Below are 25,580 nucleotides of genomic sequence, written 5' to 3'. Positions count from 1 at the left end.
AGCAGCAAATTCCGCTGATATCGTCGCAACAGGCTTCCGGCCTGCGCCAGAGGCGAAGGCGTGATAACTGCGAAATGCCAAACTGTTGGCATTTCGAAAGACCGTTATCACCCCGACATTTTCGACATACCGTCCTTCCATGGACATCGTCGAAAATATGCTCCTGCATTTTCGACATACCGTCCTTCCATGGACATAAAAAAGGCAGCCGAAGCTGCCTTGAGTAGAGTGAACCTGCTTAGAAGCGATAACTCAGATCGGCATAATAAGAGCCGCCATTAAAACCAAAAGGAGCATTGGTATTCGGGTAAATAAAGATCCCATTGAAGCTGTTGATGGTCGGTTGTTTATCCGGATAGGTATCAAACAGATTGTTTGCACCAAAACCAAAACGTAATTGATCCGTCAGCTCATAGTGGAAGGTGATATCCACTGTGGTTTTGCCACTGTAGGTTTTATCTCCTGTGGCATAACCAATAGTGTAAGGACCAAAGTAGTTCAGCCTCAGGTTGGTTTGCAGCTGTTTATAATCTTGCGTCAGGCTCCAGACCGCGCTTTTGTTTGGGTTGGCTTTGGTTAAGCGTACCTGTTCAACCCGGTCAAAGAGTTTGCTTTCCAGGCCATCCAGCAAGGCAGGAACCCGAATTGCATCTATGCCGGTGTCGTTGTACTGAGCGCTGAAAGAGGTTTTCCATTCGCCCCATAAACCTGCATCCCACTGATAGGCGGCCACAGCTTCCAGACCCTGAGTGGTGGTATCCACAGCGTTGGTAAAGAAGCGCACAGAGTTTGCTCCCGAGTCGCCCAGAATTTCCGCTAAGGCAGCACTGTCGGCCCGGCCAACACTGCCTGTTAGTATCACGCGGTCGTCCAGTTCAATACGGTAAGCGTCCAGCGTAAAGCTAAAACCATCGTCGCCCTGAAAGGTAATACCGGCGCTGAAACTTAAAGCCGACTCAGCTTGTAAATCGCCCTGACCTATAGCGCGGGTGACGGCTGAAATATTATTAAAAGTACCGGACTCAGTTGGAGTCAGCACACCGGTTTGTGGATCAGCCACAAAAAGCGTCGACAGGTTGGAGAAATACAGTTGCTGCACACTAGGGGCACGGAATGCATCGTTTGCTGTGGCGCGCACTGCCCATTGCTCCGTCAGTTGATAACGGCCAGACAGTTTCCAGCTGGTGTCGCTGCCAAAGTCGGAATAGTCTTCCTGCCGCAGTGCTGCACCCCAGGTGAAATCATCAGTCAGGGCGTTTTCCAGCTCCAGATAAAGCGCAGTATTGTGACGCGATTCGTCCACTTCAGACTCTGGTGTAAAACCACCAAAACCCTGAATACCACCGGCTTTATTCTGATACCCATAATTGCGCCATGACAACTCTTCACCCGCATTGATCTGGTAGCTGTTGTGACGGCGGCTGAGGCCTGCAGACACCACCAGTTCTGAGTCGTTGATAAAGCTGTATCTTTTGCTGGCATCTATATTGAAGTTTTGCTCGGCATTCACCAGCTCACCGGCATAAGCGCTGGTTGGGCTGTTGGGACCAAAAGACGCGTTCAGCGAATTATTGACATAATATTTGAAGCTACTTTCGCCTGTGCCTGCAGACAAATCCAACCGCCAGTCGGCGACATCAAATTTAACACCAGCAGTGAAAGAGTAATCGCCTGATTCCGGTGCTATTTCCGGCAGATAACCGTCAGGGTAAATTTCCGGGATATTACGGGCATCTTTCGCTATACGATAAAAGGCGCCAGAAGCTGATTCTCTGTGGCTGGCACCGCCAAAAGCATACCATTCTGTAGTGCCGTGTTCGTAACCAGCATTAATAAATACAGACTGTTGCTTAAATGCGGCATCACCCACTTTATGGCTTAAGCGGTTAAAGCTGGCTTCACGTGGGTCGGGTGCGCCATTGATCGGGTTGTATTGTTCACGGGGATCTAAACCCGCTCTGTTGGTGCCATTTTTGTGTTGCTGTTCAACACTCAGGTTCACAAAACCTGTGTCGGCAAAACGAAAGCCTGAATTCAGCGATGCTTTGTAGTATTCGCCGTCGCCTTCATAAGTCTGACCAGCGCTTGCTGCGATTTCACCTGAGTCCGCCTGATCTTTCAGCACTATGTTAATGACACCTGCAATAGCATCCGAACCATATTGAGCCGCGGCTCCGTCACGTAATACTTCAATACGTTTAATAGCAGAGACAGGGATAGTATTCAGATCCACGTTTGAACTGCCACGGCCCATAGTGCCGTTCAGGTGAACCAACGCTGTGCCGTGCCGTCTTTTACCATTGACCAATACCAGCGTATGGTCAGGTGACAAACCACGTAAGCTGGCTGGTTTTACTGCATCTGAACCATCAGTAATAGAAGATGTCGGGAAGTTAAAGCTTGGAACCAACATTTGCAGCGCTTTTGCGGTTTCCAGTGCTCCTGTACCTGCCAGTTGAGCTTCATCAATAATATCGACTGGTGAGCTGGTTTCAGTGGCTGAGCGCACAGATAAGCGGCTGCCAATGACAGAAATTTTTTCTACGTCGGCCTGCGCCTGTTGCGCCAGAGTGCTACCGCTATAAGTGCCGCTGATCAGTGCCAAAGTAGTAGCTGAGACCAGTGGAGTGTTTATCGTCATGCTAAATCCTTTCTTTGATAATGCTTTAGCGGAATGATACCGAATCTTTTATGTAAGTATTTCAATAAATTGTGATTGAATATTTCAAATAGATGTAGTTTTTTTGTAAAAAGTGCCTAATAAGCTGGCAGGGTTATATAGGGGGTAGTCCCTCAAGCCGATAAGGACTCCTGACCACAAGCAACAGGACAAGGAATAAAACGAGTACATCCTGTACCCTACGAATTTCAAATCCATTCAACAACCAGAGTGGCTGCCGCTTCTCGCTGACACTGAGTTGCGGCAACAACTTCAATCTATTAGATCAAAACGTTTGTGTAAACTTTATTTATATTCCAAAAATGAATATCATATTTTAGCTACAGCAAAAACAAAACCCTTGCTCCTTTTGGTTCTTGCTTAGAACAGAACTGAATAGGTCGGAACAGGCGCAGCCTCTATACTGGCGACCTTGACAGTGCGGAATTAGTTATGAAAAACATCAATTTAAAATTAGCCCTCTGGCAGCAGGTGGTACTTGCTCTGGTATTGGGAGTGATCGCAGGTTTAGTCTTAGGCGGCGATGCTTTGGCATTAAAACCTCTGGGTACCGCCTATATCAATGCCATTCGAATGTTGGTGATCCCGCTGGTGTTTTTTAGCCTGATTTTGAGTATCACCTCACTTGGGCAAGGCAAAGGCTTAGGTCGTATTGCCAGTAAAACTGTGGGGTTGTTTTTACTGACAGCCTTGATTGCCAGTCTGATCGGCCTTGGCGTTGGTACTGCCTTTCAATTTGAAACCGGCCAAAACTTAGTGGCGGCACAAGTCACTGAAAAAGTCATACCTCCGGTCAGTCAGGTGTTAGTGGATTTAATACCAGCCAATCCTATTGCTGCTATGGCCCAGGGCCAGGTTTTACCTGTGATGTTATTTGCTATTTTATTGGGACTGGCGCTGCGTAATATTGGTGAGAAGGGCTCCGCTATGCTTTCTGTGGTACGCTCTGGCGCTGATATGATGTTTGAAGTCACCCGTCTGGTGCTGCTGTTTACTCCTGTGGGTGTTTTTGGTTTGATGGCCTGGGTGGTGGGCACTTATGGCTTAGAAATGCTGCTGCCTCTGGGTAAGTTTATTCTGGCTATTTATGTCGGCTGTTTGCTGCATATCAGCCTGACTTATGGCGGTTTTGTGCACTTTTTCAGTTCAATGAAAGTAACAGACTACTTCAAAGCTATCTTCCCCGTGCAACTGGTGGCGTTCAGTACCTGCTCCAGTTATGCCTCCTTACCTGCCAGTTACAAAGCTGTGACTGAAGATCTGAAAGTCTCCAAAGACTATGCCGGTTTTGTGTTGCCTTTAGGCTCAACCATTAATATGGATGGTTGTGGTGGTATTTATCCGGCAATAGCCGCTATTTTTATCGCCAGCTTATATGGCATTGAACTGCAGTTTATTGACTATCTGCTGATTGTCGGTACTGCTACTTTGGCGTCGTTAGGCACAGCTGGTGTACCAGGTACAGCGCTGGTGATGCTGACAGTTACTTTATCCGTAGTAGGTTTACCGCTGGAAGGTATTGCTTTTATTGCCGCCATAGACCGTATCATCGATATGGCCCGCACTACGACTAATGTTACAGGCGATACCATGGTGGCTTTAGTGATCGCAGAGCAAGAAGGCTTACTGACAAAAGAGCTGGTTACAGATGACCTAAAAGATGACAGCGCTTTTGCAAAAGCGCTGGCAGATACACCAGTTAGCTGCGAAATCCGCAGCTAACTTTTATAGCTTGGCGAGCGCCTGTGCCAAATCAGCAATTAAATCATCGGCATCTTCCACGCCAATACTCAGGCGAACCAGATTGTCGGTGACGCCCGCTCTTTGTCTGTCTTCAGCTGTCATAGCTGCATGAGTAGTGCTGGCAGGGTGACAAGCTAAGCTTTCCACATCACCCAGGCTCACCGCCTGAGCGAATAAGTGCAGGTGATTTAAAAACACTGCAGCTTTGGCAAAACCACCTTCGATATCCACGGCCACCATGCCACCAAAACCAGTGGCTGTGTCTGCTATCGCCTGATGTCCTGGATGACTGGCATGACCCGGGTAATACACTTTGGCCACTTTAGGCTGAGCGGCTAAAAAGTCTGCCACTTTGCGGGCGTTTTCGATATGAGCGTCCATCCGCAAGGTCAGGGTTTTTACGCCACGTTGCAGCAAATAAGCTTCCTGCGGGCCTATAGGCGAACCTATATGTTTTAGCGCCACAGTACGGATTTTCTGCATCAGCTCGCTGCGTCCTGCCACTATGCCGGCAATAATATCGCCATGGCCAGACAGGTACTTAGTGCCGCTGTGCATCACAATATCAGCACCTATTTCCAGCGGGCGGAATAAATAAGGGGTTAAAAAGGTATTATCACAAATCACTAATGCACCGACTTTACGGGCCGCTTCCACCACAATACGGGTATCTATCACTTTTAAGGTGGGGTTAGTGATAGGTTCAAATAACACTACTTTGGTGTTGGGTTTCACCCGCTCTGCAAAGTCTTTATCGCTGCTGTAACGGCTTAAAGTGACGCCAGCTCGGGTTAAGGTATTACGTAAAAAGGCATCAGTACCGCCGTAGACCGGGTCGATAAAAGCCACTTCATCACCGGCATTGGTTAGCGCATACATAATAGCGCTGACAGCAGCCATACCGCTGGCCACTACTAAAGCTTCGTCTGCCCCTTCCAGCGCTGCTAGTTTCTGCTCTAAAGCTGCGGTAGTAGGGTTAGCAAAACGGCTGTAGATATAACCGGGATTCTGCCCTGAAAAACGCGCCTGACCTTCTTCGGCTGTGCCGTAACTAAAGGTGCTGGTGAAATACACCGGAGTAGCTAAAGCTCCGGTACTTGGGTCTGGTTGTTGTCCGGCATGAATACTTAAAGTACGAAATTTCATTAGTTAACCTTGATTGTGTTCTTTTTATTTATGTTGGGTTGTGCTGAGCTTAGACAGCTTTTGCCAGCTCTGCGTAATGAGCGGCAGCCACATCACGGTGTGAACGTAAACGTCCTTTTAGCACATTCTGGCCCACCTGATAAAACAATGGGTTAGTTGGATCGCTGGCCGGACCTTTAGCTTCGTCAGCTAAATGAGACGGTAACTGCAAGAAAGGCACAGTGGCGTCCAGTTGAGCTGCCATAAAAAAGGCACAGGAATAACGTTCTATGCCTGAATTTGGGCTGACCACTCGGTGCAAAGTAGCTTTTAAATAGCCGTTGGAAGCCAGTTCTAATAGCTCACCTATATTGACGACAAAAGCACCTGGCAGCGGGGTAACGCTGACCCACCCTTGTTCGGTTTCCACTTCTAAACCTGATTGATCATCCTGCACCACTAAGGTCAGATAACCCGGATCTTTATGGGCGCCTACACCTTGTTTGCTGTTCGACGCTTTTGCATCCACACCTGGATAACGAATAAGCTTCATATGCTGATAAGGACCGGCTTTGATAGTGTCATCTAAAGCATCTGCAGGTTGTTGCAAGGCCAGCATTAAAGCACGCATCAGTTTTACCGTGATGTCTGATAACGACTGTTGCCAGTTCAGCAATTCAGTTTTCATCTGCGGTAAAGCCGTTGGCCATTGGTTCGGGCCAATTAAACCTTGCCAGGCCGGGCTGATATCTGTCTGTGCTGGTGCAGCTTCTTCACGCATCACGTCAAACTGTTCACGTATATCTGGCTGACCTCTAGTTAATTCACCGCCTAAACCTGTGTAACCACGAAAATGCGGTGAGTGGATCATCTGCACTTGCTGTTTATCGGCCAGTGGCAGCGCAAAAAATTGTTTTGCCAGCGCTAAAATCTGTTGCTGCTTCTGCTCGCTCTGACCATGACCCGTCAGGTAAAAGAAACCCACATCACGGGCTGCGACACGCAATTGCTGAATAAAAGACTGTTGCTCAACAGCTGTGCCATCCATCAGGCTTAGATCCAGCACAGGCAAAGCACTGCTGGCCTCTGGTGTGGCGTTGCCGGATAAAAATTCTTGTGTTGAATGAAGCATACACACCTCGATGTTCTCAAATTCATACTGGCCATCTGCTACATCAAAGGAACTGATTTGAACAGCTGGCAGAAAGTGTGCGCATTCTAGGCTTCTGCAAAACCTTAAATAACTAATGGATTGGTCTTGTATAGATGAATTAGAAATAACCGGATGTCTGGACAGTTAGCGGTCTTTAGATATAAAAGTCTTACTATCTAAAACTTTATGGAATAAAGGAGTTGCAACTTATGCCTTTAGAGCAAGGTATTCGCTAACTGGCTTATTTATAGCAATATTTCGCAAAAAGCGGATGATAAGTCTAAACCTGTACGCTTTTGTGGATTAAAGGCAAGTGTTTTTCTATATCGCCAAAAGTTATAACCAAGATAAATTTGGCCTGTAGCCAGATACAACAAAGGCACCATCAGGTGCCTTTGTTCATACTGAATTAGCTGTTAAGCAATCAGGATAAAGCCTACAAAGGCCAGAGTGGCTGCTATTAACGCATAAGGCAACTGAGTGACGGCATGCGACACCAGATTACAGCCTGAGCCCTGAGCTGCTAATACAGTAGAGTCACTGTAAAAACAGGCCTGGCTGCCAAAAGAGCTGGCCGATAACAGTGCACCAATCACCAACGGAATATCTGCTTCTACTGCATAAGCCAAAGGCATCACAATAGGAATAGATACCGCAAAAATACCCCATGACGAGCCTGTCGCAAAAGACAACACCGCCATAGCTAAAAACACAATGGCAGGTAGCATTTGTGCCGTCATATAAGGGGTCAGGTTTTCAATCACGTACTGAGGCAGCAATAACTTGTCGCAGACATCTTTAAAGATAAAAGCGGCAATGACGGTACAAATGGCTGGCAGCATGGTTTTAAAACCATTCATCATCACTTCCATCATATCGCCTAAAGACATCAGGCGCTGATAGCTGTAAAACACAATAGTCAGTACCAGCGTGACCAACAAGCCTTTTAGGACATCGATATCGAAGTAGATGGTAAAGCCAATCAGCATCAGCATTGGCACTATAAAGTTACGCAGTTTGCCTTGCTTATTGCTGTCTTCAAATTCCTGTTCCATGGAGTGTACAGCATACTGATCACCTGCTGGTACATTCTGGCCTTGCACATGGTGGTGACTGGCTGAAGCTTCGACACTTACCTCTGGCAGCGCATCTAAAGGGGTACCATTTTGCGCTGCAAGTTCAGCTTTTTTCATTGGGCCTATGGCTGGCATTATTTTCAAAGTCACCAGCAACACCATAGTGACAGCTAACCATGGATAGAGCATATAAGGGATGGCTTGCATATAGACTTCCACGCCTTGCCCGGCCTCAGCCACTTTGTTGTTTTCCAGTAAACCGCCAAAAAAGATGGCCCAGGTGGAAATAGGAATGATGACGCAAATAGGGGCAGCCGTAGAGTCGACTATATAAGCCAGCATCTGACGGGAGATTTTATATTTGTCGGTGACTCTTTTCATCGCTTCACCCACGCTTAAGGCATTGAGGTAATCGTCGATAAAAATAATGCAGCCTAAAACAAAGGTCATAAACATGGAGGAGCGTGGGCCTGTGGCAAGCTTTGAGGCTGAATGACCAAAAGCCACAGCGCCGCCTGTGTGGATTAATAACCCAATCAGTGAGCCAAAACCACCACAAACCAGAATCAACCAGCCAATGGTTTCATCCTGCATTACGCTGGTAGAAATTTCAGCGAAGGTATTCAATAACTCAAGAGGTTGAGTTGGGAACAGCATCAGCAAACCTGCAACAGCACCCACAACCAGCGACAAAATAGGTCGCTTCAGCCAGATGGCAACAGCCATCACAACAACTGGTGGGATCAAACTAATGGCACTTGGTGAATCCATTAAAGGGTTCCTTCACAAAGCCTGGCAATGCCAGAAAAATAAAAGCCAACCGCAGTAGAGCATAGCTTATTAGCTTATTTGCTTACGTACGGAGTGTTTGGGGTTGAGCTGCCAGAGCCCGGGACTGAAAGTGATTGCTTATGGCGCAATTTCATCAGATCAGGGTAAACAACAGAATGAATTTACACGGGTTAAATTCAGGCGCGCAATAATAACAAAAAAAATGTTTTGTACAATATTTGTCTGAAGATGGAATTTAGGTAGGGGTTTAGTTTAACCATTTGAATTTAATTAGAAAAATCACTGCCACCACAGGCAGCAGTGATCAGAAAATTATTTAGCCTGAGTGATCAGTTCTAACTTATTTAACACATCAGCGTTAAAGCTTAGTTGCACTGATTTTTGTGCAGCTTCCTGAGTTTTTACTAACTCCGTTAAAGTAGGGTAGCTGGCAGACAATACAGTCACGTCGTATAACCACAAGGTTTTACCGTCTTTTTCTGTTTTGCTTGCTGGTTCACCCAGTTTTTCAGCAATAGCAGCCTGAGTAGATTTACCTTCAGTTAAACCTAAAGCTGTACGCACTGACGTATTTAAAGCTGCAGTTTTGGCGCTTTCTTTGGTTTCTTTTAGTGTGCTGCCTACACCATCTTTAACAGCATTTAACCAGTCAGCCTGAGCTGGCACTGCAGTCACTACTAAGGCAACAAATAAGGCGCTTAACTTTAATTTCATCTTGTCTCTTCCATTTGAGAATTAATCAGGGAACCTGCAACCTCGGTGCTGCAGGCGGCGCGGATGGTATAGCAGATTGAGCTTCAGTCCAAGTTTTTTACCAGAACTTTACATAATTCTGCGATGGAATAGCGGTAAAGCTAATGTCATTCGTTCAATTATCTACAAAAACTAAAGAATTAGTTGCAGTATGAAAAATGCTCAGCTATCTTGGAACTAATTCTTTAGTAGATAATTTTTTTCGGGTAACAGGCATGGCCAGAACAAAATCCCTCGAGCTAACCAGTGCAGAGCAAAAAATCATGCAGGTGTTATGGCAACATGGCCCTTGTTCAGTGAAAGACATCACAGCAGAGCTAAGCAAAGATGCTGCTGTGGCTTACACTACAGTACAAACTTTATGTCGTATTCTGTTTGATAAAGGCCATGTTGAGTGTGAGAAGCAAGGCAAAGCTTTTATTTATCAGGCGACTACAGTGCAGCAGGAAGCCCGCAGTCAGGCCCTAAGTACACTGCTGCAGCGTTTTTTTGGCGGCTCTCCGGCGTTGCTGGCACAACATCTGATAGAGCAAGAAGAGTTAGCGCCAGAACTTGTTGATGAATTACAGGCGCAAATTAACGCTCACTCAGATAAGGCAGCACAGGGAGACTGATCATGCTGGAATTTAGCTGGTTGTTGTTTTATCTGGTTTTACATCTGCTATTGGCCTTGGTGACAGTGCCATGGCTGTATTGGCTTGGCCAAAGCTCATGGCGGCCAAAACCGCAGTGGATGTTGCGCTTGTGGACTGTCTTGGCGGTGCTGTTGTATGTGTTGCCCGCTGTTGTATTAAGTGAAGGCACTGAACAGGGAGCGCCGCAGCACTGGTTTAACGCTGATATCTCTGTTTTACAGCAACAGCTTCAGTTATCAGAAGCCACAGCAGTTGCAGAGACTGAACCGGCTTTAACTCAGCGCTGGGATTTGGCGCCGCAGCTGTTTTATTTATTTGTCCCTCCATCCTGGTGGTTATTAATTATTCCTTTGGGCTGTTGCTGGCAACTAGGGCGATTCGGCCAAAGTTACAGAGCGAGCCGCCAGTTATGGTTACAGGCTCAGCCCTTGAACTTGCCAGATTCAGCTCACCATAAACCAGCACTTTATCAGCACTCTGCCATTGATAGCGCTATGCTGGTGGGGCTGCGTCAGCCTCGTATTATCCTTCCTGCATTATGGGTGAAGCAGTTATCGGCAGAGCAGTTGCAGCATGTGATTGCCCATGAGCGTATGCATTGGCGTCGATGCGATCTGGCGGCTTTTTATCTGCAACAATTATGTGCAGTGTTGTGCTGGTGGAGCCCGGTCTGGGGCTTAATCTGTCGGCAACTGAATAAATACCGTGAATTAAGTTGTGATGCTGCTGTAACGGCGCAATTAACGCAGCCACATCGTTATGCCCAAACTTTACTTGATTGCAGCAAAGCCCATCAGACTGCGCAGCCGCTATTACTTGCAATGCCGTGGCAGCAGCAACCTTTGTTAGCGCAGCGGATCCGCCTTGTGCTGCAAGGTTCTGCAGGCAAAATCACACCACAAAGTTGTGCTTTGCTCATGGCGTTGTCTTTGTCGGTCGCCGCCACTTTGGTTTTGGCGGAGCGCGCTCAGGTGGCCAGGTTGCCTGCTGAATATGCTCAGGTTAGCCTGACCGAACTGACGCAACTGCAACAATTACTACAAAAAGTGCGGCAGCGGGATTTAGCCGAAGTGCGTCAATTGCTTGCTTTGGGTTATCCGTTAAACGCAGCTATGCCGGGTGAGGGCACTGCTTTGATGCTGGCCGTACGAGCAGGTGACAAAGCTATGGTGGAATTGCTACTTGCTGCTGGTGCTGATGTGAACCAAAGCAGCAGACGGGATGGCAACCCGCTGATTATCGCTGCGCAGCATGGCAATCTGGAGTTAGCTAAGCTGCTGGTTCATTCTGGGGCTGATGTGAATGCCATAGTGCTGGCGGATGAAACTCCGCTGATTAATGCCAGCTTTATCGGCGACTTGGCCATGGTGCAATATCTGGTTGAGCAAGGCGCCAGAGTGAATCTGAAAGTGGAAGCGACCATGATGGATGGCAGTGAACTGCGATCGCCACTCAGCAGGGCTTCTACTGCCGAAGTCAGGGCTTATCTGTTACAGCAGGGGGCTACACCCTAAAGCAAAACTGCTGCTCCTGTTTAGAATTTAATATTTTGTGGACTTCGAATTCGGGCTTTTCAGCCTGCGGGCGGAGCTTTGCCAAAAAACCATGAAAACGACAACATGAAAAGGACAAAACCAATGAAGAAAAGACTAATCACTACGGCAGTGGTGTTGCTGGCTGGGGCTGTAGTGGCATGGGATCAGTTGTCTGGCTGGACAGATTTATCGGCTGGGTTACCCGCAGAGAAACCTGCGCAAAGCAAAGTCTATCAATCCGAGTTTCAGGTCACTGCCGAGCAAGCTATGATTGCGCTAAAGCAAAGTCAGCAACAAGGCCAGTTTCCGGCTTTGACGGCTGCGGTGGCATGGCGTGGCCAGTTGTTATGGGCCGGAGCTGTAGGTTATGCTGATCTGGAAAGTCAAAAGCCAGCCAGTATTGAAAGTCAGTTTCGTATTGGCAGCACATCAAAGGCGGTGACAGCAACCGCATTAGCCAGAGCCATGGCAGTCGGCGTTATAGAGTTGGATACGCCAATCAGCCGCTATAAAACCGATCTGCCCAATTCGCAGTGGCAGGATTTAACGTTACGGCAATTGATGTCACACACAGCGGGTTTGCCTGGCTATAAAGAAAACACCGACTGGATTGGTGCGGTACAAACTTTATTAAAGCAAGCTGAGTTTCATGATGTGCATGACGCTCTGGACTTATTTGACGAAAGCAAGCTGCTGTACCCGGCAGGCACAGATTTTCATTACAGCTCCTTTGATGTCAATCTGGCCAGTGCTGTACTGCAAAGTGCAGTAAAAACACCGTTTTTACAGTATCTGGATACGCAAGTCAGTCAGCCACTTGGATTGTCTTCTCTGGCTGCTTCCGAGCTACCATCGCCCCATCAGGTCAGCTTTTATACGACCCATGATGGTTATGCCAAAAAACACAGAGAGGTGAATTTAAGCCAAAGGTGGGCTGGAGGAGGTCTGGCCGCCAGTTCAGTCGATTTAGCAGTGTTAGGCTCAGCCTGGTTTAACTCAGACTTTATTCCTACGGTAGTACAGCAGCAGTTCTGGACACCACAAAAATTGAGCAATGGCGAAGTCAATGAGCAGTCTTATGCCTTGGGTTGGCGTAACTTTTCGCAAAACTATTTGTTTTGTGACAAAGACAATCCGCTTAGCCGTACTATCAGTTTTGTGCATCATGGTGGCGTGTCCAGCGGCGCACAAAGCTGGTTAGTTATTTATCCGGAGTTACAACTGGTGGTGGCGATGAATACCAATACAGTCAAAGAAAACTACTGCGATTTTGCCAAACAGGCTGCTTTAATCACCCGACCATTTTTACAGCAGATAGCTCCGGATTGGTTATTGCCTGCCAAGCCGCAGGACAGCGACAAAGGCTAAACCGCGCGTTAAATCATAGCTGCTTTGTTCTGTATCAATGTGCTTCGCCAAACGCAGGCATAAAGTGATGAATCAAAGTGGTGCATCAGAGGGGGCAGCTATGAGTTGGATAGTGCGGGCTTTATTATTTATCAGCGGCGTGATTACCAGCTGGTTTGTCTCAGTGGAGGCCAGTAACTACATTGTTTATCAACTGGTGATTGCGGTTTTCCTGATCACTTTATGTGCTGTGGCTTTGGTGTATCTGCCTGTTTTTTTGCGACGTTTAAGGGCTTAAGGCAGAGTGGGCTTGATGGGAGTGCAGTCTGACACTGTGCTCGCCCGATATGCGCAGTGGTAGCCCAGAAAACAACACCCACTATGCTGATGGTCGCGCCCAAAATACATACACCATTCCAGCCCGCACGCTCGTATATCGCAGTGGAGGCAATAGCTCCGATGGCACTTCCGATAGAGTAGAAGAGCATGTAGCCAGCAACCAGTCGGCTATGTGCCTCAGGCTGAATGGCGAAGATCATGCTTTGGTTTGTAACGTGGACTGCCTGCACTGCCAGATCTAGAATAACCACACCAATCACCAGTGCCAGTATTGAGGAATCAAGAAGGGCAATGAATCCCCAGGATATGAGCAACAACAGCAGAGATATTCCACTCGTCCATTGCCCAAGACCCCTATCGGCCAAAGGTCCAGCTCCGCTGGCAGCAAATATACCAGCCAGCCCTGCAAGACCAAACAGGCCGATTTGCGTGTGTGACATAGCGTAAGGGGGCGCGCTGAGTGGCAGCACCAGCGCAGTCCAGAATGCACTGAAAGCGGCAAATAGTAGCAGAGCAAGAATGGCACGGATCCGTAAAATAGGCTCCTGCACAAACAATGTTAGCACCGAGCGAAGTAGTAATGGATAGGAAACCGAAGAGCGAGGAGCAGCCTCACGCGGCAAAATGCGATAAAGGACCGCTGCCATAAGTAGGGTTGTTATGGCAGATGTCATGTAAACCGTGCGCCAGCCGCCAAGATCAGCAAGCACTCCAGACACGAAGCGGGCCAGCATCAGACCGACGACTATACCGCTTGTCACCATCCCTACCGTTTTTCCTCGTGTTGTTGGCGAGGCGAGCATTGCAGCATAAGCCACCAAAACCTGCACGACAACGGCCAATAGTCCTACTGCGACCATGGCGATGAATAACATAGCTTCATTTCGGGTCGTCGCAACAACAGTCAGGGCTATAGCGGACAGCAACCCTTGAGCTACGATCAGCTTGCGACGATCGAGAATGTCACCCAACGGTACGATAAACAGAAGCCCGCATGCATAACCGATTTGCGTCAACGTAATGATCAGGCCAATCACAGAAGGAGCTATTCCGAAGTCGGCAGCCATGGTGTCCAGTAGGGGGTGTGCAAAGTAGATGTTGGCGACGCTTAGCCCGCTGGCTATTGCAAAGATAATAGTCGTTCCCATCGAGATGCTACTGGTATTCGCTGGGGCTGGCGGATCGCTGGGTTTTGTCGTTGAGTCATGGTCATTTATCTGGCTGTTCATACGATATCCTGAAGCAATAAGATGTTACATGGAATGAAGTCTCATAATAAGACCAGGTTTTGAATATATCTAGTCTTATTTTAAGACTTCATTTGCAGGGGTGATAAAGGACCGTATAATGAGGCAGTCAGGTGAACCAGAAAGGATAACTGAATGAAGCGCAAGAACTTAAGTAAGGCTGAATGCCCTGTGGCACGCTCTCTGGATGTGATAGGTGACTGGTGGTCGCTTCTGATCATACGAGACGTTCTCGACGGTATAAATCGCTTCAGTGCGCTTCAGAAGAATCTCGGTATTGCACGAAGCATGTTGACTACTCGGTTGCAGGATCTGGTAGACCATGGAGTATTGGAGACTGCGCCAGCTTCTGACGGCACTGCTTATCAGGAATATGTTTTGACAAAGATGGGGCATGGGCTTTTTCCTGTGATTGTCGCTTTGCGCCAGTGGGGCGAGGATAATCTCTACCAACCGGACGAACAACACTCAGTGCTGGTCGAAACTCAGACTGGCGAGCCTGTAACACGCCTTGAATTACGGTCTCGGGAGAACCGGGTTCTCGAATGGCGAGATACTACGATTAGGAAAGTATCGTCAGATTTGAAGCCGTAGAACCTAAAGTAAAAGCGCAGCGACGATGACCCGCAAGGCATTTTGCAGGACGAAAAATGTAAAAGGCGACCCGCAGGTCGCCTTTTGTCTTTCTATGCAACTGACAGTTAAATCGCAGCGATTTGTTCCTGCTGGGCTTTTAACTTAGTGATAGCTTCTAAAGCTTCAGAGAGTTTTTCACGCTCTTTTGCGAGTACTGCCTCAGGCGCTTTAGCGACAAAACCTTCGTTCGCCAGTTTACCGGCAACACGGTCATGTTCCTGCTGAGCTTTTTCCATTTGCTTGGCAATACGAGCCAGTTCGGCTTCTTTGTCGATAAGACCAGCCATAGGGATCAGAATATCCATCTTGCCCAGCAACTGAGCGGCACAAGCTGGTGCTGTGTCGCCATCATTCAATACAGTAATGGCTTCTAACTTCGCCATATTCTGCAGGAAGGCCATATTGCTTTGTAAACGGCGGCTGTCATCGCTTGTCAGGTTACGCACCAGTACAGACAACGGCTTGCTTGGCGCTATATCCATTTCACCCCGTACGTTACGGATGGCAACGATAAAGCTCTTCACCCATTCCAGATCTGCAGTAGCAGTTTCATTCACCAGTGCCTGATTAAATTCCGGGTAAGCCTGCAGCATAATGCTGTCGCCAGGGTTGATGTCAGTGCGAACCATAGGAGCTACGCGCTGCCAAATTTCTTCAGTGATAAATGGCATGATTGGGTGCATTAAACGCAGCAAAGATTCCAGCACTGTCAGTAAGGTATGACGGGTGCCACGTTGCTGAGCTTCGGTGCCTTTAAACAATACAGGTTTGGTCAGCTCTAAATACCAGTCACAGAACTGGTTCCAGGTAAATTCATACAGCGTATTGGCCGCCATATCAAAACGGTAGCTGTCTAAATAACCACGGAATTGAGTAATAGTTTGCTGATACTGGCTGATGATCCAATGATCGGCTAACGACAGCTCCATCTCTCCACCGGCCAGGCCGCAGTCTTTTTCTTCAGTCATCATGGTGACGTAACGGCTGGCGTTCCACAGCTTGTTACAGAAGTTACGGTAACCGTCTAAACGTTTCATATCCCAGCTGATATCACGACCTGTTGAAGCTAAAGCCGCTAACGTGAAACGCAGTGCATCTGTACCGCTGGCTTCAATACCTTCAGGGAATTGTTTTTTGGTCTGGTTGCCAATTTTTTCGGCCAGCTGGGGTTGCATCATATTGCTGGTGCGTTTCACCAACAGGTCTTCCAGACTGATGCCGTCAATCATATCCAGCKGGTCAATCACGTTGCCCTTGGATTTTGACATCTTGTCGCCGTTTTCATCACGAATAAGACCTGTTACATACACAGTCTTAAACGGCACTTGTGGTTTGCCATTTTCGTCTTTAACAAAATGCATCGTCATCATAATCATCCGGGCAACCCAGAAGAAAATAATGTCAAAACCAGTGACTAACACGTCGGTCGGGTGGAAGGTTTTTAACTCTTCCGTATTGTCCGGCCAGCCTAAAGTAGAGAAAGTCCACAGCGCTGAGCTGAACCAGGTGTCCAGTACATCGTTGTCCTGACGCAATTTCACGTCATCGGCTAACTCGTGTTTAGCACGAACTTCAGCTTCATCACGGCCTACATAAACTTTACCTGTTTCATCGTACCAGGCTGGAATACGGTGACCCCACCACAGCTGACGGCTGATACACCAGTCCTGAATGTCACGCATCCAACTGTAGTACATGTTCTCATACTGCTTAGGCACAAACTGAATGTCGCCATTTTCCACAGCTTCAATGGCAGTTTTGGCCATAGGCGCCACACGCACATACCACTGGTCAGTTAATAAAGGCTCAATCACCACACCAGAACGGTCGCCGTACGGCAGGGTGTTATTGTGATCTTCAACTTTGTCTAACAGGCCAGCTGCATCAAAAGCCGCTACTATGGCTTTACGGGCCACATAACGATCCATACCCTGGAATTCAGCAGGAATATCAGCCTTGTGGGCCGGGTTTACTTCGCCATTCGGGAAGAAACATTCGCCTTCACTGCGGATAGTGGCATCCGCTGTCATCACGTTGATCATGGGTAACTGATGACGTTTGCCTACTTCGTAGTCGTTAAAGTCGTGAGCAGGTGTGATTTTTACGCAGCCTGTGCCTTTGTCTTTATCCGCATGTTCGTCTGCCAGAATTGGAATACGGCGATTCACCAGCGGCAGCAATACTTCTTTACCAATCAGGGATTGGTATCGCTCATCGTCCGGGTTGACTGCAACACCGGTATCGCCCAGCATAGTTTCAGGACGGGTGGTGGCTACGACTATGTAGTTTTTGCCATCAGCCGTAGTAACACCATCAGCCAGCGGGTAACGTAAGTTCCACAGGTGGCCTTTTTGTTCTTTGTTTTCTACTTCTAAATCAGAAATCGCAGTGTGCAGCTTCGGATCCCAGTTCACCAGGCGTTTGCCACGGTAAATCAGGTCGTCCTGATACAGACGCACAAAAACTTCCTGCACTGCATTCGACAGGCCAGCGTCCATGGTAAAACGCTCTTTATCCCAGTCGACTGAGTTGCCTAAACGGCGCATTTGTTCAGTAATGGTGCCACCTGATTCGGCTTTCCATTCCCATACTTTTTCAATAAAAGCCTCACGGCCCATGGCGTGACGATCTGGTTTGCCTTCAGCAGCCAGTTTACGCTCCACTACCATTTGCGTGGCGATACCAGCGTGGTCAGTCCCTACTTGCCATAAGGTATTTTTACCCAACATACGTTTGTAGCGGGTTAAGGCATCCATAATGGTTTGCTGGAACGCATGGCCCATATGCAGGCTACCGGTCACGTTTGGTGGCGGGATCATGATGCAATAAGCACCATTGCTGTTATCACCACTTGGCTTGAAATAGCCTTTGCTTTCCCATGCCTGATACATGGCTTGTTCAACTTGACTCGGGTTAAATGTCTTTTCCATCTTCGTTACCTGAAACTCTCACTAAAAACGCAGGCCGGCCATCAGAGCTGCACTGTTTGCGGGGTTAACCCCGACTGGCGATAAAATTTAAATCGTTCCCGCGCCTGAACCTTAAGCTGTTCTTCGGCTGGAACAAATTCGATAATTTGTTGAAAACGCTGACTAAAAGGCGGCACTGTCGCCGACAGGTTAATTAAAACCGGCCTCGCGTTGCTTGGAGGCAGCCAGCTGATTTCCACCGGAGCGCCTCGTGCAGGGCCTTCGCCCGCCAGATTGTGTGGCACAAATCGCATCGGATCAAAGCGCCATAATACCTCATCCAGCAGTTCGGCGTCCGCCTGATTTTGGCAGAACACAAAAACCCGCTGTCCGGCCTGATACAAATCGGCGCAGAGTTTTGCTGCTACATGAAAAAAAGCTGGCTCTGACGCCAGCTGTGATTCAGCTTCTGCTGCCTGGTCCGGCAGCAGATAAAAACTGACTTGAGGCACTGTTATCCCTCGATGTCGGTTCCGACACGGTTAATTAAAAACTGGGTCAACATAGCCACAGGGCGGCCTGTTGCACCTTTGTCTTTACCGCCACTGCGCCATGCAGTACCGGCAATATCCAAATGCGCCCAGTTGTATTTACGGGTGAAGCGCGACAGGAAACATGCTGCGGTAATAGTACCGGCGGCACGGCCACCTAAGTTACTGAAATCCGCAAAGGGGCTTTCCAGCTGATCCTGATAGTCATCCCACAAAGGCAAACGCCAGGCTCTGTCACCACTTTGATCCGAGGCATTTAAAATTTCATGCGCCAGCGGGTTATGGTTACTTAATAAACCTGAGGCGTGTTTACCCAAAGCAATGACACAAGCACCTGTTAAGGTGGCTACGTCAATGACCACGTCCGGGTCAAAACGCTCAACATAAGTTAAGGCGTCACAGAGCACTAAACGGCCTTCAGCGTCTGTGTTGAGTACTTCAACCGTCTGGCCCGACATGGTGGTTAAAATATCACCAGGGCGATAAGCGCGGCCATCCGGCATGTTTTCGGCACCAGCCAGTACAGCCACCATATTAATAGGTAAACCTAAGCTGACCACTGCATGCATAGTACCCAGCACTGAAGCTGCGCCACACATGTCGTATTTCATCTCGTCCATCGCATCACTTGGTTTGATGCTGATACCGCCGGTATCAAAGGTTAAACCTTTGCCGACCAACACCACAGGTGCGCTGTTATCCATAGCGCCGTTGTATTTAATCACCGCCATTTTGGCTTCGTTTTCCGAGCCACGGCCAACAGCCACGTACGAATGCATACCCAAAGCTGTCATTTCAGCAATGCCCAGCACTTCCACCGACACTTTGTCGTGTTGCGCTAACGTCACTGCCTGATCGGCCAGATAAGCCGGAGTACAGATGTTTGGCGGCATATTCGACACGTCTTTACATACCTTGATACCAGCGGCTACAGCCAAACCATGTTCAACGGCTTTTTCGCCTATGGTTAAGTCGCGACGGGTCGGTACGTTAAAGACAATTTTACGCAGCGGGCGACGGGTTTCGTCTTTGCGGCTTTTTAGTTTGTCGAATACGTAGAGGCAGTCTTGCGTGGTTTCCACCGCATGACGGACTTTCCAGTAGGTATCACGCCCTTTGACATGCAGCTCAGATAAGAAACACACAGCTTCCATTGAGCCGGTTTCATTTAAGGTGCTGATGGTTTTAGCAATGATTTGGCGGTACTGACGTTCGTCTAACTCACGCTCTTTACCACAGCCCACCAACAGTACACGCTCACTCAACACGTTAGGCACATGGTGCAATAACAACATCTGGCCGGGTTTGCCTTCTAAATCTCCCCGGCGTAATAAATTGCTGATGTAGCCTTCGCTGATTTTATCCAGCTGTTCGGCAACCGCTGACAAGCGGCGCGGCTCATAAACGCCGACAACGATACATGCACTTCGTTGTTTTTCCGGACTACCGCTTTTTACGCTGAACTCCATGCTCACTCCTGATTCTAAGACTTCCGGCCACTATACCAAGTTAGTTCGGTGTTACAGTGGGCTTCTTTGTGATGATATTTTGTCCTGCTTTATAAAAAAGCTCGGATTTATCGCCACTTTAGTCAATAATAATTGCTGTAAACATCCAGTTTACTTAAAAATCGTCAGGGTTCCAGCAAAAAGACAGGTTTTAGGGGGCATTTTTGATTGTTTTTCGTTATCTGATTGGTGAAGTGTTTAAATCCCAATTGGCGGTCTTCCTGATCCTGATCACTATTATCATGAGCCAACGCTTTGTGAAAATTTTGGCTGATGCATCAGACGGTGATATTCCGGGTCAGTTAGTACTGACCATCCTGTCATTAAAGCTGCCACAACTGGCGGTGGTTATTATTCCTTTAAGCGCCTTTTTGGGTGTTTTAATAGCTTATGGCCGTATTTATGCCGACAGCGAAATGACGGTGTTACATGCCACTGGTATCAGCGAATGGTATGTCACACGCTTAACTTTGATGCTGTCTGTGGTGATGGCGCTTGGGGCGGGTTTTGTCACTTTGTATTTAAGCCCCTGGTCTATCGAGCGCGAATATCAGATTCTAGAACAGGCCGAAGCCGATTCTGGCCTCAGCAGTTTAATACCGGGGCGCTTCCAGCAAACCTCGAATGAAAAAGCTGTGGTTTTTGTGCATGACATCAGCCGCGATGGCGGAGAGCTGGAAAAGGTATTTTTAGCCCAGACCTCTTCAGAACCTGGCGGACAAACCTCTATTGTGTATGCTCAGTCCGGTTACGTGAAAGAGGATGCCAGCGGTGCTCAGTTGCTGGAATTAAACAGCGGCCGTCGTTATGCAGGTGAAACCCGTTCTCCAGGCTATGAAGTAGTGGAATTTGGTCAATATCAAATTCAAATTCGCGAACAGCAGGTGGAACAAAAACGCCGCAAGTTATCCAGTTTACCTACGGCTGAACTGCGCAAGCAAACTGGCCCTGAAGCTGCGGCAGAATGGCACTGGCGTATCGCTATACCGCTGTCTATTCCTATTTTGATGTTAATTGCTGTGCCGCTGAGTAAAGTGAACCCACGTCAGGGCAAGTTTGGCCGCTTATTGCCTGCTTTGGCTTTATACCTGCTGTATTACATTCTGCTGATTGCCAGCCGCTCAGCTATTGAGGACGGCAAAATTCCGGAGCAATTAGGCATGTGGTGGATCCACGCTTTGGGCCTGACTTTTGGCACTGTGATGCTGGTGAAACACCGTACTGCAGGCCAGAAGTTAAAAGCATTACTCACAGGGCGCTCTTCTCATGTTTAAGATCCTCGACCTCTACATAGGTCGCACCATTTTGACCACAGTGCTGATGACAGTGACAGTACTGATGATTTTATCCGGCATGTTCAGGTTTATCGACCAGCTGCGTTTAACAGGGCGGGGCGATTACGACTTGTTGTCGGCCGGTTTATTTACCTTATTCAGCGTACCAGGTGATTTGATTTTGTTTTTCCCTATGGCGGCTTTAATAGGCGGCTTAGTAGGGCTTGGCATGCTGGCCAGCAATAGCGAATTAGTCGTGATGCAGGCTGCGGGTTTATCGCGCTTGAATATCATCAACTCTGTGATGAAAACCTCATTACTGATGATGCTGATTGTGATGCTGGTGGCTGAATTTGGCGCGCCAGTGGCGGAGAAAACCGCCCGTGAACTGCGAACCAAAGCCATTTCAGGTGGTGATTTAATTTCAGCGCGGCAAGGCGTATGGGCTAAAGACGGTGATCATTTTATTAATATCAAGCAGGTGGATGACTTTGGTAACCTGACTGATTTAACGATTTATGAGTTTGATACCGACTTAAAATTGCAGGCCATTGTTAGCGCCAAAACTGCAGTTTTTATCAGCAATGCCTGGCGTTTATCAGATGTTAGCCGATTAAATTTTCGTGACGACAGAGTAGAGAAACATCAGTGGCAGGAACAGCGCTGGCGCTCTACCTTAACTCCAGACAAACTGGGGGTTGTGTCTATTAAACCTGAGTTGTTATCGCTCAAGGGCTTAACCGACTACATCGACTATCTGGACAGTAATAAGCAGGACAGCAGCAAGTTTGAACTGGCATTCTGGCGCAAGGCCACCCAGCCTTTAACCATAATTGCTATGTTGCTGGTGGCTTTGTCTTTTATTTTTGGACCGCTGCGCAGCGTGACCATGGCAGCCCGTATTCTGATGGGGATTCTGACCGGTTTTGCGTTCTATATGAGCGATCAGGTGTTTGGGCCTGTGGCTTTGGTGTACCAGCTGCCGCCTGTTTTGGGGGCAATACTGCCGTCAACTTTGTTTATCGTGCTGGCGATGTATTTATTGCAGAAGAAATAGATATAAAAATGGGGTCAGATCACATTAGTTATGCGTAACTAATGTGATCTGACCCCATTTTCTATTAACCCGCTTTACGATGTAAATTCAGCTCTTTGCTTTCATCTTTGGTCAGCTTCACCACTATGGTATTGGTGATTTGATCCTGCAGCGCCAAGCCTTGGCCCCAGCGGATCCACAACCAGAAATTCCCCACACCTAACAAAGACACCACTAAACGTAGCAGTCCTTGTTTTAGTGTAATAAGCGAGCCATCCGGCTGTATCAACAAAATACGCCAGGCCCGCATTCCCAGGGTTTGACCAGCTTTGACCCAGAAATAAACATAAAACCAGATAAAAACCAACAGCGAATACAGCTGAAACCAAATGGAATGTTTCTGAATAAAATCCGCCTGATCCTGATAAGCCGCCAGCGAAACCAAACCCAGCTTATCCAGAATAGTTACCAGCAACAGCGCCAGACCCATAGCCAGCATCCAGAGCGCTGCTAAAATCAGCACGTCATAAACAATGGCAGCTAAACGGCGGAACAAACCCGCCTTTGGTGATTCGTGATACATCAGTGTTTCCTGATTTTTATTGATTCTGTGAATGGCGCTAAGTGTATCACGCAGCTTAGTTTTTCCGAAACTGCTGCAAAAACGCGCAACCACACAGCGAACTGAAACTTTTGCTTGCGCCGCGCCATTCGCTTTGTATAATGCAAGCGTTTACTTCTGTACGACCCTCAATGCCTGGGTGGCGAAATCGGTAGACGCAGCGGATTCAAAATGCAACGCGTCAACGAAGAATTTTGGCTCAAGTGGTTGATTAGTAAGTAGATAAAAAGATTGTATAAGTAAACCGAGCTTGTAAAGTCTTGTGAAGTTTTAGAAATGCCCCTTCTATATGCCTGGGTGGCGAAATCGGTAGACGCAGCGGATTCAAAATGCAACGCGTCAACGAAGAATTTTGGCTCAAGTGGTTGATTAGTAAGTAGATAAAAAGATTGTATAAGTAAACCGAGCTTGTAAAGTCTTGTGAAGTTTTAGAAATGCCCCTTCTATATGCCTGGGTGGCGAAATCGGTAGACGCAGCGGATTCAAAATCCGCCGGGGGAAACTCCGTGTCGGTTCGAGTCCGACCCTAGGCACCAATCCTTATAGAATTCCTAAATAAGTTTGTTGTATCTCAAGGTAAAATCAGCATAATTGAAACACTAACTGAACCCAACAGTTGGATTTTTTCATATAAGGATGTTGATAGTGACCAATCTAGTCGTAGAAAACTTGAGACTGAAAGAGCTTATTCTTGTAGTAAATAAAAATAGAGCTTTTTTTGATGAATTTGTTCGTTTTATTCAGAGCTATGGTTACCCCCACATACACAACTTTGTCACTGATATAGATCAGCAAAGAGTCCAGTTTGTTTTGCGTTCATATTTCAGTACTCCATTTGCTACTACATTGTTTGATGGAATTGCACGCCCTTATAATGACGCAAAATCGAAGTGGTTTTTCATTACATGGCTTTTGCGTGATGCCCCTCAACAGAGGCTCCAGCCAATTGTATCTTCATTAAGTGGCTCCCCAATTGATAATAAAATTTGGGTCGTTATGAAAATAATGGCCTTTGTTGCACCTTTATTGCCTTGCCCGAGTCAGTGGGAGTGGTCAGCTATTTCAGAAGTGATGCTCCAGCGGATTGAAGGAAGTCGACGCGCTTTAAAGGGGGGGCTCTTTGAAGCTATTGTCAGATCTCAGCTTGTCGAATTGTTTAGAAGACACCAGCTTAGGCTCAGAGTTACACCAAATGAAGTTAAACTTCACGACGAGACATACGATGTTGAAGTTGCGGGCACGGCTAAAAAAATATTAATGCCTGTTAAGACGCGTGAAACAATGGGTGGAGGACATGCTTTATTGTTCACTCGGGATATACATAAATCAATATCAGTCGCTCATGATAATGGGTTTGAATGTATACCTGTTGTAATAGCTGAATCTTGGGCAGGTAACCTCGATGACCTTCCTTGTAGTAACTTCATTTATATTCAAATGAACCCAAATCAGGTTGATAAAATCAACCCGATTCTTGAGCAGAAACTAGAGAACCTTGTTGGTTTTTTCCAGATGATTCAATAAGTCTGGTTGAATAGTAGCAAGTCGACGTTGAGCAATCAGCGCATAATCAGGGTTAATTTCAAGGCCTACAAAGTTTCGATTGAATTTGTAGGCAACAACTCCAGTTGTACCTGCTCCAAAAAATGGGTCTAAAACTAAACCATCCTCAGGACATCCCGCTAGTATGCAAGGCTCAATTAACTTCTCAGGGAAGACTGCAAAATGAGCCTCTCTGAATTTCGATAATGGGATATTCCATACTGTTCGTTTATTTCTCCCGTTTGGGTGAAATGCCTGATCCCACCTACCCGAATGGAGATTAGAATTACCGCCGTTTTTACCTTTTTCTGGAGTACCGTCTACTTTACCAAAGTGATTTCTACCACCTTTCATTTTACTGTTTTCGGAAAATGTAGTGTGCTCTTCTCTAATAGAATCTTGATCATAAAAATAGTTTTTATTGGATTTTGTGAAGAAAAAAACATATTCATGATCAGTTGTTAGTCTATTTTTAGATGAATGCGGCATCGCATTAGGTTTGTGCCAAATAATGTCGTTTCGGAGAATCCAGCCCGAATCTTGGAGAGCTATGGCTACTCTCCATGGCATTCCTAGCAAGTTTCCGTCGACATACTTGTCGCCTAAATTTATCCAAAGAGTCCCTGTTTTTTTGAGGACACGATTACATTCAGAGAAAATATCTACTAAGTTGCTGATATACTCTTGTGGTGTTTTTTCAGAGCCAATTTGTCCATTAACTCCATAGTCTCTTTGTCCATAGTAAGGAGGGCTTGTAACTATACAGTCAATCGATTCAGAAGGCATTTTCTGAAGACTGCCTAACGAGTGACCAACAACAATCTTATTTTTAATATCTTGATATTGCACAGGTTTATTCCAAATCTAGTTGGGGTAGAAGGTGACTATCATTGAGTCGAAGCTTGATTGATTCGACTACAAAATCTTGGATAGATATATTTCTGAATGCAGCTTCTATTTTTAGCCTTTTATGTAACTCAGGTTCTAGCTTTATGTGTATCTGTTTTTGATTGCTAAGGGCTTGATCCATATTTATCACCGCCAGGTATATTTGGTTTAAATATACCTCTAGCAATG

20 protein-coding genes and 1 tRNA gene are annotated in these 25,580 nt (G+C 47.1%); 10 read left to right on the top strand and 11 right to left on the bottom strand.

Going from position 1 to position 25,580, the window contains the following annotated elements; translation table 11 throughout:
* Positions 1 to 238: 238 nt before the first annotated feature.
* Positions 239 to 2,641, bottom strand: a complete 2,403-nt coding sequence (locus tag P3C17_RS06505) for a TonB-dependent receptor (RefSeq protein WP_300928652.1) — start codon at positions 2,639 to 2,641, stop codon at positions 239 to 241.
* A gap of 471 nt (positions 2,642 to 3,112) precedes the next feature.
* Between P3C17_RS06505 and P3C17_RS06500 the strand changes: the two genes are divergently transcribed.
* A complete protein-coding gene (locus P3C17_RS06500; RefSeq protein WP_300928651.1) occupies positions 3,113 to 4,402 on the top strand; it encodes a dicarboxylate/amino acid:cation symporter in 1,290 nt (429 codons plus the stop codon).
* 3 nt (positions 4,403 to 4,405) lie between these two features.
* Here the strand turns inward: P3C17_RS06500 and P3C17_RS06495 are convergent, their stop codons facing one another.
* The 4 genes from P3C17_RS06495 to P3C17_RS06480 form a co-directional block, all read right to left on the bottom strand.
* On the bottom strand, positions 4,406 to 5,569 hold the full coding sequence (locus P3C17_RS06495; RefSeq protein WP_300928650.1) for a PLP-dependent aspartate aminotransferase family protein: 1,164 nt from the start codon (positions 5,567 to 5,569) through the stop codon (positions 4,406 to 4,408).
* A 49-nt stretch (positions 5,570 to 5,618) separates the two neighbouring features.
* On the bottom strand, positions 5,619 to 6,680 hold the full coding sequence (locus P3C17_RS06490; RefSeq protein WP_300928649.1) for a 2-oxoglutarate and iron-dependent oxygenase domain-containing protein: 1,062 nt from the start codon (positions 6,678 to 6,680) through the stop codon (positions 5,619 to 5,621).
* Between the two features lie 437 nt (positions 6,681 to 7,117).
* Positions 7,118 to 8,548 carry a Na+/H+ antiporter NhaC family protein gene (locus tag P3C17_RS06485; RefSeq protein WP_300928648.1) on the bottom strand — a complete coding sequence of 477 codons (1,431 nt, stop codon included), beginning with the start codon at positions 8,546 to 8,548 and terminating at the stop codon, positions 7,118 to 7,120.
* A 333-nt stretch (positions 8,549 to 8,881) separates the two neighbouring features.
* Positions 8,882 to 9,283: a hypothetical protein gene (locus P3C17_RS06480; RefSeq protein WP_300928647.1), complete on the bottom strand. Its 402-nt coding sequence runs from the start codon at positions 9,281 to 9,283 to the stop codon at positions 8,882 to 8,884.
* A gap of 254 nt (positions 9,284 to 9,537) precedes the next feature.
* Between P3C17_RS06480 and P3C17_RS06475 the strand changes: the two genes are divergently transcribed.
* The 4 genes from P3C17_RS06475 (at position 9,538) to P3C17_RS06460 (ending at position 13,137) form a co-directional block, all read left to right on the top strand.
* Positions 9,538 to 9,936, top strand: a complete 399-nt coding sequence (locus P3C17_RS06475; protein ID WP_300928646.1) for a BlaI/MecI/CopY family transcriptional regulator — start codon at positions 9,538 to 9,540, stop codon at positions 9,934 to 9,936.
* Positions 9,937 to 9,938: 2 nt separating this feature from the next.
* Positions 9,939 to 11,471 (top strand): M56 family metallopeptidase, encoded by a 1,533-nt coding sequence (locus P3C17_RS06470; RefSeq protein ID WP_300928645.1) that lies wholly within the window; start codon positions 9,939 to 9,941, stop codon positions 11,469 to 11,471.
* Positions 11,472 to 11,594: 123 nt separating this feature from the next.
* Entirely contained in the window at positions 11,595 to 12,860 is a 1,266-nt protein-coding gene (locus P3C17_RS06465; protein ID WP_300928644.1) for a serine hydrolase domain-containing protein, read from the top strand.
* 100 nt (positions 12,861 to 12,960) lie between these two features.
* Complete coding sequence (locus tag P3C17_RS06460) at positions 12,961 to 13,137, top strand: hypothetical protein (protein ID WP_233080929.1); 177 nt, start codon at positions 12,961 to 12,963, stop codon at positions 13,135 to 13,137.
* Here P3C17_RS06460 and P3C17_RS06455 read toward each other — a convergent pair.
* Positions 13,076 to 14,407, bottom strand: coding sequence for an MFS transporter (locus tag P3C17_RS06455; protein WP_300928643.1), 1,332 nt, complete (start codon positions 14,405 to 14,407; stop codon positions 13,076 to 13,078). The two genes, P3C17_RS06460 and P3C17_RS06455, sit on opposite strands and share 62 nt — an antisense overlap.
* 153 nt (positions 14,408 to 14,560) lie before the next feature.
* Here P3C17_RS06455 and P3C17_RS06450 point away from each other — a divergent pair, with 153 nt between their 5' ends.
* On the top strand, positions 14,561 to 15,019 hold the full coding sequence (locus P3C17_RS06450) for a helix-turn-helix domain-containing protein (RefSeq protein WP_300928642.1): 459 nt from the start codon (positions 14,561 to 14,563) through the stop codon (positions 15,017 to 15,019).
* Positions 15,020 to 15,126: 107 nt separating this feature from the next.
* On the opposite strand, the gene P3C17_RS06445 is transcribed toward P3C17_RS06450, so the two are convergent.
* The 3 genes from P3C17_RS06445 to pepA are packed head-to-tail and all read right to left on the bottom strand — an operon-like array spanning position 15,127 to position 19,990.
* On the bottom strand, positions 15,127 to 17,991 hold the full coding sequence (locus P3C17_RS06445) for a valine--tRNA ligase (RefSeq protein ID WP_300928641.1): 2,865 nt from the start codon (positions 17,989 to 17,991) through the stop codon (positions 15,127 to 15,129).
* Between the two features lie 41 nt (positions 17,992 to 18,032).
* Positions 18,033 to 18,482: a DNA polymerase III subunit chi gene (locus P3C17_RS06440; protein ID WP_300928640.1), complete on the bottom strand. Its 450-nt coding sequence runs from the start codon at positions 18,480 to 18,482 to the stop codon at positions 18,033 to 18,035.
* Positions 18,483 to 18,484: 2 nt separating this feature from the next.
* A complete protein-coding gene (gene pepA, locus P3C17_RS06435; RefSeq protein WP_300928639.1) occupies positions 18,485 to 19,990 on the bottom strand; it encodes a leucyl aminopeptidase in 1,506 nt (501 codons plus the stop codon).
* Between the two features lie 203 nt (positions 19,991 to 20,193).
* On the opposite strand from pepA, the gene lptF reads away from it, so the two are divergent.
* A complete protein-coding gene (gene lptF, locus P3C17_RS06430; RefSeq protein WP_300928638.1) occupies positions 20,194 to 21,303 on the top strand; it encodes an LPS export ABC transporter permease LptF in 1,110 nt (369 codons plus the stop codon).
* Entirely contained in the window at positions 21,296 to 22,360 is a 1,065-nt protein-coding gene (lptG, locus tag P3C17_RS06425; RefSeq protein WP_300928637.1) for an LPS export ABC transporter permease LptG, read from the top strand. Before lptF ends, lptG begins: the two co-directional genes overlap by 8 nt.
* A 64-nt stretch (positions 22,361 to 22,424) precedes the next feature.
* On the opposite strand, the gene P3C17_RS06420 is transcribed toward lptG, so the two are convergent.
* Positions 22,425 to 22,922, bottom strand: a complete 498-nt coding sequence (locus P3C17_RS06420) for an RDD family protein (RefSeq protein WP_300928636.1) — start codon at positions 22,920 to 22,922, stop codon at positions 22,425 to 22,427.
* Between the two features lie 488 nt (positions 22,923 to 23,410).
* Here P3C17_RS06420 and P3C17_RS06415 point away from each other — a divergent pair.
* Both P3C17_RS06415 and P3C17_RS06410 read left to right on the top strand, forming a co-directional pair.
* A tRNA-Leu gene (locus P3C17_RS06415) sits at positions 23,411 to 23,497 on the top strand.
* A 109-nt stretch (positions 23,498 to 23,606) separates the two neighbouring features.
* Positions 23,607 to 24,485: a hypothetical protein gene (locus P3C17_RS06410; protein ID WP_300928635.1), complete on the top strand. Its 879-nt coding sequence runs from the start codon at positions 23,607 to 23,609 to the stop codon at positions 24,483 to 24,485.
* Here the strand turns inward: P3C17_RS06410 and P3C17_RS06405 are convergent.
* Complete coding sequence (locus P3C17_RS06405) at positions 24,447 to 25,352, bottom strand: site-specific DNA-methyltransferase (RefSeq protein ID WP_300928634.1); 906 nt, start codon at positions 25,350 to 25,352, stop codon at positions 24,447 to 24,449. The two genes, P3C17_RS06410 and P3C17_RS06405, sit on opposite strands and share 39 nt — an antisense overlap.
* Positions 25,353 to 25,580: the final 228 nt, after the last annotated feature.

Origin of the sequence: Rheinheimera sp. 1928-s, from assembly GCF_029269265.1 — a bacterium.
Taxonomy (GTDB): Bacteria; Pseudomonadota; Gammaproteobacteria; order Enterobacterales; family Alteromonadaceae; genus Pararheinheimera.
Note: the sequence above shows the minus strand (reverse complement) of the source record. Positions and strands in the feature narration are given on the sequence as shown.

Bases quoted from the DNA above. Each gene is read 5' to 3' on its own strand.
- P3C17_RS06485 (WP_300928648.1), bottom strand. From the start codon at position 8,548: ATGGATTCACCAAGTGCCATTAGTTTGATCCCACCAGTTGTTGTGATG.
- P3C17_RS06505 (WP_300928652.1), bottom strand. From the start codon at position 2,641: ATGACGATAAACACTCCACTGGTCTCAGCTACTACTTTGGCACTGATC.
- P3C17_RS06500 (WP_300928651.1), top strand. From the start codon at position 3,113: ATGAAAAACATCAATTTAAAATTAGCCCTCTGGCAGCAGGTGGTACTT.
- P3C17_RS06465 (WP_300928644.1), top strand. From the start codon at position 11,595: ATGAAGAAAAGACTAATCACTACGGCAGTGGTGTTGCTGGCTGGGGCT.
- P3C17_RS06420 (WP_300928636.1), bottom strand. From the start codon at position 22,922: ATGTATCACGAATCACCAAAGGCGGGTTTGTTCCGCCGTTTAGCTGCC.
- P3C17_RS06460 (WP_233080929.1), top strand. From the start codon at position 12,961: ATGAGTTGGATAGTGCGGGCTTTATTATTTATCAGCGGCGTGATTACC.
- P3C17_RS06495 (WP_300928650.1), bottom strand. From the start codon at position 5,569: ATGAAATTTCGTACTTTAAGTATTCATGCCGGACAACAACCAGACCCA.
- P3C17_RS06480 (WP_300928647.1), bottom strand. From the start codon at position 9,283: ATGAAATTAAAGTTAAGCGCCTTATTTGTTGCCTTAGTAGTGACTGCA.
- pepA (WP_300928639.1), bottom strand. From the start codon at position 19,990: ATGGAGTTCAGCGTAAAAAGCGGTAGTCCGGAAAAACAACGAAGTGCA.
- P3C17_RS06455 (WP_300928643.1), bottom strand. From the start codon at position 14,407: ATGAACAGCCAGATAAATGACCATGACTCAACGACAAAACCCAGCGAT.
- P3C17_RS06450 (WP_300928642.1), top strand. From the start codon at position 14,561: ATGAAGCGCAAGAACTTAAGTAAGGCTGAATGCCCTGTGGCACGCTCT.
- P3C17_RS06470 (WP_300928645.1), top strand. From the start codon at position 9,939: ATGCTGGAATTTAGCTGGTTGTTGTTTTATCTGGTTTTACATCTGCTA.
- P3C17_RS06490 (WP_300928649.1), bottom strand. From the start codon at position 6,680: ATGCTTCATTCAACACAAGAATTTTTATCCGGCAACGCCACACCAGAG.
- P3C17_RS06475 (WP_300928646.1), top strand. From the start codon at position 9,538: ATGGCCAGAACAAAATCCCTCGAGCTAACCAGTGCAGAGCAAAAAATC.
- lptG (WP_300928637.1), top strand. From the start codon at position 21,296: ATGTTTAAGATCCTCGACCTCTACATAGGTCGCACCATTTTGACCACA.